Origin of the sequence: Micromonospora sp. ALFpr18c (assembly GCF_008868155.1) — a bacterium.
Classification (GTDB): Bacteria; Actinomycetota; Actinomycetes; order Mycobacteriales; family Micromonosporaceae; genus Micromonospora.
On the sequence record NZ_WBKR01000224.1, the window covers coordinates 1 to 9,761 of the forward strand.

11 protein-coding genes are annotated in these 9,761 nt (G+C 74.1%); 6 read left to right on the forward strand and 5 right to left on the reverse strand.

Features of this window, described 5'->3' with window-relative positions; genetic code table 11:
- Together F8271_RS27305 and F8271_RS27310 are read left to right on the forward strand one after the other, a co-directional pair.
- A partial coding sequence (locus F8271_RS27305; protein WP_151492725.1) for a DUF58 domain-containing protein occupies nucleotides 1-956 on the forward strand: 956 nt, incomplete at its 5' end.
- On the forward strand, nucleotides 953-1,903 hold the full coding sequence (locus F8271_RS27310; protein WP_151492726.1) for a VWA domain-containing protein: 951 nt from the start codon (nucleotides 953-955) through the stop codon (nucleotides 1,901-1,903). The genes F8271_RS27305 and F8271_RS27310, both read left to right, overlap by 4 nt.
- Before the next feature lie 31 nt (nucleotides 1,904-1,934).
- On the opposite strand, the gene F8271_RS27315 is transcribed toward F8271_RS27310, so the two are convergent.
- The 4 genes from F8271_RS27315 to F8271_RS27330 all read right to left on the reverse strand — a co-directional run bounded on the left by F8271_RS27315 (nucleotide 1,935) and on the right by F8271_RS27330 (nucleotide 5,083).
- On the reverse strand, nucleotides 1,935-2,144 hold the full coding sequence (locus F8271_RS27315; RefSeq protein WP_151492727.1) for a hypothetical protein: 210 nt from the start codon (nucleotides 2,142-2,144) through the stop codon (nucleotides 1,935-1,937).
- A gap of 69 nt (nucleotides 2,145-2,213) precedes the next feature.
- Nucleotides 2,214-3,281 (reverse strand): alpha/beta hydrolase, encoded by a 1,068-nt coding sequence (locus F8271_RS27320; RefSeq protein ID WP_225854794.1) that lies wholly within the window; start codon nucleotides 3,279-3,281, stop codon nucleotides 2,214-2,216.
- A 99-nt stretch (nucleotides 3,282-3,380) separates the two neighbouring features.
- Nucleotides 3,381-3,857 carry a response regulator transcription factor gene (locus F8271_RS27325; RefSeq protein ID WP_151492728.1) on the reverse strand — a complete coding sequence of 159 codons (477 nt, stop codon included), beginning with the start codon at nucleotides 3,855-3,857 and terminating at the stop codon, nucleotides 3,381-3,383.
- On the reverse strand, nucleotides 3,854-5,083 hold the full coding sequence (locus F8271_RS27330; RefSeq protein WP_151492729.1) for a sensor histidine kinase: 1,230 nt from the start codon (nucleotides 5,081-5,083) through the stop codon (nucleotides 3,854-3,856). The genes F8271_RS27325 and F8271_RS27330 overlap by 4 nt, the downstream gene beginning before the upstream one ends.
- A gap of 155 nt (nucleotides 5,084-5,238) precedes the next feature.
- Between F8271_RS27330 and fabG the strand changes: the two genes are divergently transcribed.
- The 4 genes from fabG to F8271_RS27350 all read left to right on the forward strand — a co-directional run bounded on the left by fabG (nucleotide 5,239) and on the right by F8271_RS27350 (nucleotide 8,664).
- Nucleotides 5,239-5,943 carry a 3-oxoacyl-ACP reductase FabG gene (gene fabG, locus F8271_RS27335; protein ID WP_151492730.1) on the forward strand — a complete coding sequence of 235 codons (705 nt, stop codon included), beginning with the start codon at nucleotides 5,239-5,241 and terminating at the stop codon, nucleotides 5,941-5,943.
- A gap of 28 nt (nucleotides 5,944-5,971) precedes the next feature.
- Nucleotides 5,972-6,739, forward strand: coding sequence for an enoyl-ACP reductase FabI (fabI, locus tag F8271_RS27340; protein ID WP_151492731.1), 768 nt, complete (start codon nucleotides 5,972-5,974; stop codon nucleotides 6,737-6,739).
- A gap of 100 nt (nucleotides 6,740-6,839) precedes the next feature.
- Entirely contained in the window at nucleotides 6,840-7,892 is a 1,053-nt protein-coding gene (locus F8271_RS27345) for a ferrochelatase (RefSeq protein WP_151492732.1), read from the forward strand.
- Nucleotides 7,885-8,664, forward strand: a complete 780-nt coding sequence (locus tag F8271_RS27350) for an HAD-IIA family hydrolase (RefSeq protein ID WP_030337797.1) — start codon at nucleotides 7,885-7,887, stop codon at nucleotides 8,662-8,664. Before F8271_RS27345 ends, F8271_RS27350 begins: the two co-directional genes overlap by 8 nt.
- Nucleotides 8,665-8,848: 184 nt before the next feature.
- Here the strand turns inward: F8271_RS27350 and F8271_RS27355 are convergent, their stop codons facing one another.
- Entirely contained in the window at nucleotides 8,849-9,643 is a 795-nt protein-coding gene (locus tag F8271_RS27355) for a hypothetical protein (protein ID WP_151492733.1), read from the reverse strand.
- Nucleotides 9,644-9,761 lie beyond the last annotated feature (118 nt).

Here is a 9,761-nt window from a genome sequence, read left to right on the forward strand (position 1 = left end):
CTCTCGGCGACCGCAGCGAGGCGGTGCTGTCCCGGCTCCAGCTCCTGGTCACCCGCAAGCTCGACGGTCTGCTCCAGGGCGACTACGCCGGTCTGCTCCCCGGGCCGGGCAGCGAGGCGGGGGAGTCACGGGAATACCGGCCCGGCGACGACGTACGCCGGATGGACTGGCCGGTCACCGCACGGACCACGACGCCGCACGTGCGGCGTACGGTCGCCGATCGGGAACTGGAGACCTGGCTGGCGCTGGACCTCTCGGCCAGCCTGGACTTCGGCACCGGGCAGTGGCTCAAGCGGGAGGTGGTGGTGGCCGCCGCGGCCGCCATCACCCACCTGACCGTGCGCGGCGGCAACCGCATCGGCGCCGTGATCGGCACCGGCGGGGGGACGCCCGCGCCGGCCTGGCGCTGGCGGGGCGGGTCGCCCCCGGTCGGGCCCGGGGTGCTCACCCGGCTGCCGGCCCGCTCCGGCCGCAAGGAGGCGCAGGGCCTGCTGCGCGCGGTCGCCGGCACCGCGATCCAGCCCGGCCGGGGTGACCTGGGTGCCCTCGTCGAGATGCTCAACCGCCCGCCCCGACGGCGCGGGGTGGCCGTGGTGGTCTCGGACTTCCTCGCGCCGGCCGAGCAGTGGTCCCGGCCGATGCGCAAGCTGCGCGTCCGCCACGACGTGCTGGCCATCGAGGTGGTCGACCCGCGCGAGCTGGAGCTGCCCGACGTGGGGGTGCTGCCGGTGGTCGACCCGGAAAGTGGCGAGCTGCACGAGGTGCAGACCGCCGACCCGCGGCTGCGGCAGCGCTACGCGGAGGCTGCCGCCGCCCAGCGGGCCACGATCGCCGCCGCGCTGCGCGGCGCCGGCGCGGCCCACCTGCGTCTGCGTACCGACCGAGACTGGCTGCTGGACATGGTGCGTTTCGTGGCCGCGCAGCGGCACGCGCGTACCCGGGGGACGACACGATGATCCGTTTTCTGCAACCGTGGTGGCTGCTGGCCGTGCTGCCGGTGTTCGCCCTCGCCGCGTTCTACGTCTGGCGGCAGCTGCACCGCCGGGCGTACGCGATGCGGTTCACCAACGTGGATCTGCTGCGCACGCTGGCGCCGAAGGGGCTGGGCTGGCGTCGGCACGTACCGGCGACCGCGTTCCTGCTCTGCCTGCTGGTGCTGGCCACCGCGCTGGCCCGGCCGGCGGTGGACACGAAGGAGCCCTTGGAGCGGGCCACCGTGATGCTCGCCATCGACGTGTCGCTGTCGATGCAGGCCGACGACGTGGCGCCGAACCGGCTGGAGGCGGCGCAGGAGGCGGCCAAGCAGTTCGTCAGCGAGCTGCCGGAGAGCTACAACCTGGGCCTCGTGTCGTTCGCCAAGGCCGCGAACGTGCTGGTGCCGCCGGGCAAGGACCGGGACGCGGTGACCAGTGCCATCGACGGGCTGGTGCTGGCCGAGGCGACCGCCACCGGCGAGGCGGTGTTCACCTGCCTGGAGGCGATCCGGTCGGTGCCGGCGGACGGCGCGGCGGGCATCCCACCGGCCCGGATCGTGCTGCTCTCCGACGGGTTCCGCACCTCGGGCCGGTCGGTGGAGGAGGCGGCGGCCGCCGCGCAGGCGGCGAACGTGCCGGTGTCCACCATCGCCTTCGGCACCGACACCGGTCAGGTCGACATCGGCGGGCAGCTCCAGCGGGTGCCGGTGGACCGGATGGCCCTGGCCGAGCTGGCCGAGACCACCGAGGGCTACTTCTACGAGGCGGCCTCGGTGAGCGAGTTGAAGCAGGTCTACCAGGACATGGGCAGCTCGATCGGTTTCCGCACCGAGCCGCGCGAGGTGACCCAGTGGTACGCCGGAGTGGCGTTGCTGTTGGCGCTCTGCGCGGGCGCGCTCAGCCTGCTGTGGTCGTCGCGGATGCTCTGAGCGGGCGCGTCGAGCGAGGGCCGGCGGTGGGTCAGTGACCGCCGCCGGCCAGGACGAAGACGACGGCCACCCAGACGGCGGCGAGGGTGAAGCCCAGCGGGGCGACGTAACGGCTCATGGACGGCTCCGGTGGCGGCTGGACGGTCCGCGTGCGGGGGCGGACCGCAGGGGGTGGGGACGCGCACACGAAGTCGTGACCGGGCGGCTCCCGGCGACCGTCCGGGGTCGGACGGCGCGGCACACGCGCCTCGGCAGGAGCCGAAGCGGTGCGGGAGCGGAGCGGGGTCAGCTCACCAGACTGAGTCGTGGCTCAGCGGGGCTGACCATCGGCCCGGCCACGACTGGGAGGATCGCTATCTCGCACAGCGATCACCTCCTGCAAGTCGGCCCGGCCGGAACGTCGATGATCGTACACCTGAGGTGTCGACCGGACGCACTCGGCCGACCGGCCGGTGCCCCCTCCACCGCCCGGCCGCCGCCCCGCCCCGCGGCGGTCCGCCGGCCGGTCCACCCGCACCAGCGTGACCAGCACGACCGCCAGTAGGGGCAACCAGCAGCACCGGGCCAGCACCCAGCCCGGACCGTCCGGCGCGGTGTGCAGACCCGGCAGGGCCACCCCGGCCCGGGCGGTGAGCGCGGTCACCGCCACCAGCACCGGCTGGTGCCACAGGTAGATCCAGTCGGTGGGCGCCTCGGCCGCCCAGAACCGGCGCCCACCGGGCAGGTCGTCGGCGTGCCGCACCCCGGCGCCGACCCCGCCGAGGCTGACCACGTCGGTGACCTGGACCGGGGCGTCCGTGGCGGCCAGCGACACCACCAGCGCCCCGTAGCTGTGCCCGACCAGGGTGATCGTCGCGGCCGGCCGGCGCGCGGCCAGCTCCCGCAGCAGGCCGGCCAGCCCGGCCGCACCCTGTCGGGCGCGGACGCCACCGGCGGCCGTCAACACCCCGTCCGGCGGGTCGTAGCCCAGCCAGGCCAGCACCGCGACCCGCGCCGCCGGATCGGCCGCGCGCAGCTGGCGGTACAGCTGCCCGGCCTGCGCCGCCGGAGCGCGGCGGGCCACCCCGCCCAGCCCCCGGTCGTAGTCGGCGAGCGTGCTGCCCACCCCCGGCACCAACACCGCGATCCGGTCCGCGCCCGCCAGGTCGCCCAGCACCTCGACGACGCGACCGTCGCCGCGCCGGTCGAACAGCAGGAACCGGCGTCCGCCGGCCACCCAGTCCGCGTACGGGGGACCGGCCGCGCGCATCGCCGCCGCCGTCACCGGGTACGCCTCGACGAACCCGGGCGCCGCGACCAGCCCGGGTGGTGCCGGCAGGATCAGGTTCACGCCGAGCAGCGCGCCCAACGCCAGCCGGCTGGCACCTCGTCGTCGCATCACGTTCTCCCTCCGGAATGTCGTCCGGAGGGAGAATGGGCGGGTGGGCGGTGCCCGGTCGTCGTCCCGCGGAGCCGTCCGTGGGCTGGCTCCCCGGGACTACTCGCCGGCGGCCACCAGACCCGTCTCGTACGCCAGCACCACGGCCTGGGCGCGGTCGCGCAGCCCCAGCTTGGCCAGGATCCGCCCGACGTGCGTCTTCACGGTCTGCTCGGCCACCACCCGCACCGCCTGCACCAGGTCGGCCGCCGGGGCGTCCTTGAGCAGGAAGCCGCTCGCCCCGGCGCGCAGCGCCTCGTACACGTAGTCGTCCAGGTCGAAGGTGGTGAGGATGAGCACCCGGGGGCGCTGCGCCGACCGGTCGCCGAGCAGCTTGCGGGTGGCCTCCAGCCCGTCCATGACCGGCATCCGGACGTCCATCAGCACCACGTCCGGGTCGAGCCGGCGGGCGGCGGCGACGGCCTGCGCACCGTCGGCGGCGTCACCCACCACCAGCAGGTCCGGCTGGGCGGCGAGCAGCGCGCCGAAGCCCTGCCGGACCATCGCCTGGTCGTCGGCGATCAGCACCTTGATCATGCGTCTCCGCTCTCCGCCTCGTACGGCAGTTCGGCCGCCACCGCGTAACCCCCGTCGGGCAGCGGCCCGGCGGTGAACGTACCGCCCAGCGAGGTGGCGCGCTCCCGCATGCCGGTCAGCCCGTGCCCCGGCCCGCCGTCCGCGCTCGGTCCGGCGTCGGCCGGGGAGTTCTCGACGCGTACTCCCAGCCTGGACGGGTCGGCGCGGACCGTGACGCGCACCGCGGCCCCGGCCGCGTGCCGGGCCGCGTTGGCCAACCCCTCCTGCACGATGCGGTACGCGGCCAGCCCGACCGGCGCGGGCACCCGCCCGTCCTGGACCGGCCCGGCGTCCAACGTCACCGGCAGCCCGGCCCGGCGGGCGGCCTCCACCATCGCGTCGAGGTCGCCCAGGCCGGGTTGTGGCGCGGTCTGGGCACCGGTGGCCTCGCTGCGCAGCACCCCCAGCAGCCGCCGCATGTCGGTCAGCGCGTCGCGGGCCGAGGCGGCGATGGCGACGAACTCCGCCGTTGCCGGCGCCGGCACGTCGGTCAGCCGGTACGGGGCGGTCTCCGCCTGCACGGCGATCAGCGACATGTGGTGAGCCACCACGTCGTGCAGCTCCCGGGCGATCCGGGTGCGTTCCTCCAGCACCGCACGCCGTTCCTGCTCCCGCTCGCTCAGCTCGGTCTGCGCGGCCAACGCGCGCCGGGACGTCTGGTTGCGCCGGATCAGATCGCCGACGATCGCCAGCGCGCCGAGCAGCAGCAGGACCGGCACCCGGTTGTCGGGGTGCACCAGGGTCAGCACCGGCACCGTGGTGATCGTCACCACCCAGAGCAGCACCGGCCGGTCGACCCGCGCGACGACCACCGCGACCACCGCGACCGACCCGAGCGCCAGCGGCGGCGTCCACGGCCAGGACCGGTCGGCCGGCGCGTTGAACGTGCAGATCAGCAGGGCCAGCACCGTCAGCCGCCAGGCCAGCAGCGGACGCCGGGGCAGCGCCAGCAGCGGCGCCACGGTCATCGCCGCGAACAGCACCGCGACCGGCAGCGACAGGCCCCACTCGCTCTCCACGGTCAGCGTGATCAGGAAGAGGCCGAGCACGGCGAGCAGCCCGACGGGCGCGCCGTACGGGGCCAGCGTGGGCCAACGGGCCAGCAGCGGGCGTTCGACCGGGGCGTCCGGGCCCAGCAGGGTGTGCCGCAGGGCTCGCAGGGCCACGGCGATCGGTTGCCGGTTCACCACCGGGAGGCTACGGGCCGAGCCCGCCGCAAGGCGTGCCACCAGGGGTTGATCCCGGTGTCGTACCCCGGTGTGACACGACTCCCGTTAGCGCTTACCTGCCGGTAACGCCTAGGCTCCGACGCGTCCGTGCTGACCATTCGCAAGGGGGAACAGTGGCCCGTACCGTGCTGGTGACCGGGGGCAACCGGGGGATCGGCCTGGCCATCGCGCAGGCCTTCGCCAAGCAGGGCGACCGGGTGGCGGTCACCCACCGCAGCGGCGAGGCACCCGACGGGCTGTTCGGCGTCCGCGCCGACGTCACCGACGCCGCCTCGATCGACGCCGCGTTCACCGCCGTCGAGGCTGAGCTGGGGCCGGTCGAGGTGCTGGTCGCCAACGCCGGCATGACCGACGACACGCTGCTGCTGCGGATGACCGAGGAGCAGTTCACCGGGGTGCTGGACACCAACCTCACCGGCGCGTTCCGGGTCGCCAAGCGGGCCTCCGGCAAGATGCTCCGCGCCAAGTGGGGCCGCATGGTCTTCATCTCGTCGGTGGTCGGCCTGTCCGGCGGTGCCGGTCAGGTCAACTACGCGGCCAGCAAGGCCGGCCTCGTCGGCGTGGCCCGCTCGATCACCCGCGAACTGGGCAGCCGCAACATCACCGCGAACGTGGTGGCGCCCGGCTTCATCGACACGGACATGACCGCCGGCCTGTCCGACGACCGCAAGGCGGAGATCCGCAAGTCCATCCCGGCCGGCCGGATGGCCAGCCCGGACGAGGTCGCCGCGGTGGTCACCTGGCTGGCCTCGGACAGCGCCGGGTACGTCTCCGGCGCCGTCATCCCGGTCGACGGCGGCCTCGGCATGGGCCACTGACCCTTTCTCACTACGGAGGAAATCTGCGATGTCCGGACTGCTCGCCGGTAAGCGCCTGCTCGTCACCGGTGTCATCACCGACGCCTCGATCGCCTTCTCGGTGGCGAAGCTCGCTCAGGAGAACGGCGCGCAGGTCGTGCTCACCGGCTACGGCCGGCTCTCCCTGGTCGAGCGGATCGCCAAGCGGCTGCCCGAGCCGGCGCCGGTCATCGAGGTGGACGTCACCAACACCGAGCACCTGGCCGGCCTCGCCGACCGGGTCCGCGAGCACGTCGACGGCCTCGACGGTGTCGTGCACTCGATCGGCTTCGCCCCGCAGAGCTGCCTCGGCGGCGGCTTCCTCGACGCGCCCTGGGAGGACGTGGCGACCGCCCTGCACGTCTCCACCTTCTCCTACAAGTCCCTCGCGATGGCGGCGCTGCCGCTGATGTCGCCCGGCGGCGCGGTGGTCGGACTGACGTTCGACGCCACCAAGGCGTGGCCGGTCTACGACTGGATGGGCGTGGCCAAGGCCGGCCTGGAGTCCGCGTCCCGTTACCTGGCGCTGCACCTGGGCAAGCAGGGCATCCGCAGCAACCTGGTCGCCGCCGGCCCACTGCGCACCATCGCCGCCAAGTCGATCCCCGGCTTCGACCAGTTCGAGGACGCCTGGACCGAGCGGGCCCCGCTGGGCTGGAGCCTCACCGATCAGGAGCCCGCCGCCCGGGCCTGCCTGGCACTGCTGTCCGACTGGTTCCCGGCCACCACCGGCGAGATCGTGCACGTCGACGGCGGCTACCACGCCATCGGCGCCTGACCCTGCCACGACGACGCCCCCGGCCCCCGGACGCGTGACCCACGCGTCCGGAGCAGGGGGCGTCGCCGGGCCGTCCGGGCCGAGGGGCGAGAATGACCCCATGTCGTACGACGCGGTGGTGCTGGTGTCCTTCGGTGGACCGGAGCGGCCCGAGGACGTGATGCCGTTCCTGCAGAACGTGACCCGCGGTCGGGGTGTGCCGCCCGAGCGGCTGGCCGAGGTCGCCGAGCACTACCAGCACTTCGGTGGGGTGTCCCCGATCAACCAGCAGAACCGCGAGCTGCTGGCCGCCGTCCGCGCCGACTTCGCCGCGCACGGCCTCGACCTGCCCATCTACTGGGGCAACCGCAACTGGGATCCGATGCTCGCCGACACCGTGACCCAGATGCGCGACGACGGGATCACCCGGGCGCTGGCCTTCGTCACCAGCGCGTACGGCGGCTACTCGTCCTGCCGGCAGTACCAGGAGGACATCGCCGCCGCCCGTGCCGCGGTCGGCCCGGACGCGCCGGTGATCGAGAAGTTGCGCCAGTTCTGGGACCACCCGGGCTTCGTCGAGCCGCACACCGACGCCGTCCGCGCCGCCCTGGCCCAGCTCGACCCGGCGAAGCGGGACAGCACCCGGCTGGTCTTCACCGCCCACTCCATTCCCAGCTCGATGGCGGCCAACGCCGGCCCGCACGGCGGCCGGTACGAGGCGCAGCTACACGAGACCGCCCGGCTGGTGGCCGCGGCCGCCGCCCCCGACCTCCCGTACGACCTCGTCTGGCAGAGCCGCTCCGGCCCGCCGCACGTGCCGTGGCTGAAGCCGGACATCAACGATCACCTGGCCACCCTCGCGCAGAGCGGCACCACCAGCGTGGTCGTCAGCCCCATCGGGTTCGTCTCCGACCACCTGGAAGTGGTGTGGGACCTGGACACCGAGGCGTTGGAGACCGCCAAGCAACTCGGCCTGGACTTCGTCCGGGCCGACACACCGGGCACCGACCCGCGCTTCGTGACCATGGTCCGTGAGCTGGTCACCGAGCGGACCGACCCGGACGGCGCGCAGCTGCGCCGTCGACTCGGCGAGCTGCCGATGTGGGACAGCTGCCCCACCGTCTGCTGCGTGCCGACCCGCCGTCCGACGCCCGCTGGGGGAACCGATGCATGACCGCAAGCCCGTGCAGAGCTGGCTGACCGACATGGACGGCGTACTCGTGCACGAGGGTCAGCCGGTACCCGGCGCGCCAGAGTTCATCAACCGGCTGCGTGCCTCCGGCAAGCCGTTCCTGGTGCTGACCAACAACTCGATCTACACCCCGCGCGACCTGACGGCCCGGCTGAGCCGGATGGGACTGGACGTGCCGGAGGAGTCGATCTGGTCGTCCGCGCTGGCCACCGGCCAGTTCCTCGCCGACCAGCGGCCCGGCGGCACCGCGTACGTCATCGGGGAGGCCGGGCTGACCACGGCGTTGCACGCCGTCGGGTACGTGCTCACCGACTTCGCCCCCGACTACGTGGTGCTCGGCGAGACCCGCACCTACAGCTTCGAGGCGATCACCAAGGCGGTCCGCCTGATCAACGACGGGGCCCGTTTCATCTGCACCAACCCCGACGTGACCGGCCCGTCGGTGGAGGGCGCCCTGCCCGCCGCCGGCTCGGTCGCCGCCATGATCTCCAAGGCGACCGGGGTGGAGCCGTACTTCGTCGGCAAACCCAACCCGATGATGATGCGCTCGGCGTTGAACACCATCAACGCGCACTCGGAGAGCACCGCGATGATCGGTGACCGGATGGACACCGACATCCTCTGTGGCCTGGAGGCCGGGCTGGAGACGATCCTGGTGCTCACCGGGATCAGCAGCCGCACCGAAGCGGAGCGCTACCCGTACCGCCCGTCCCGCATCATCAACTCCGTCGCAGACCTGCTCGACGAGGTCTGACCCGCCTCGCGCGCTGACCCGCCTCGCGCGCTGACCCGCCTCGCGCCGCGTGGCGATGATCGCGCTCGATCCAGGAAGTAGTGGTCATCCTCCCGCCGGAGGCCACTACATCCTGGATCGAGTGCGATCTTGCCCGCTGCGGGCGGCGATCTTGCCCGCTGGGGGCGTCGCTCGGGCGTTCCGGTCAGGGGCGCAGGGGGGCGTTGCAGGCGGCCACCAGCGCCTGCCGGCAGGCCGCGGTGAGGGGGCGCAGCGCCGCGTCGCGCTGCTGGGCCTCGTAGTTGTTGATCGCCCCACCGGGCGCGGCGTGGCCGGCCAGCGCCAGCACCCGGTCGAGGACCGCGGCGCGGGCGAACAGCCGCCGGGCCCGCGGGTCGAAGCCCGGTGGCAGGTCGGTGGCGCCGTCCGGGCGGCGCAGGGCGGCCAGCGCGCCGGCCAGCTCGGGTCGCCACTGGGCCACGTCGAGGCGGGTCAGCGCGGCGGTCGTCTCGGCCAGCGCGGCGGCCAGCTCGGCCTCCGCCTCGGCGGCGCCGGGCAGCGAGAGGGAGGCGGCGTGCGCGTTCGCCGGCAGCGGATACACCCGCCACAGCACCGTCTCGAAACAGTCCCCCGAACCGGAGGTGTGCGACCGCACCTGCGGGATCAAACCGAGCCCGCCGGCCACCACCGCCTCGCCCGTGACGAGCGCGGCTCCGGCGAAATCCCCCGGGCCGGGCAGACCCCGGGGGTCACCCGGCGCCGGCAGCACCAGACGGATCTCGTCCGGGGAGAGCTTGGCCAGGGTGGGCAGCGCGGCGCCCAGCGGGACGTCGGTCCAGGTGCCGGGGGCGTCCGCGACGAGGTGCTCCTCGTCGCCGGCGATGGCGTCGGCGACCTCGTCGTACGGCACCAACCCAGCGCGCCACGCGCGCACCCAGGCAACGAACCGGCTTGACCGGCGCGGCGCGACTGTGGCCGCGCCCGTTGCGGGGGTGGACATGCCGAAAGGGTACGTGGTCACGGCCGGCCCTGTCTCGACTGCCGCTCCGGCCGCCCGCCCTGCCCCGAACTGCCCCCTTCGCCCTTGTTCGGCTTGCGAAGGCCGCCACCGCTGCCCT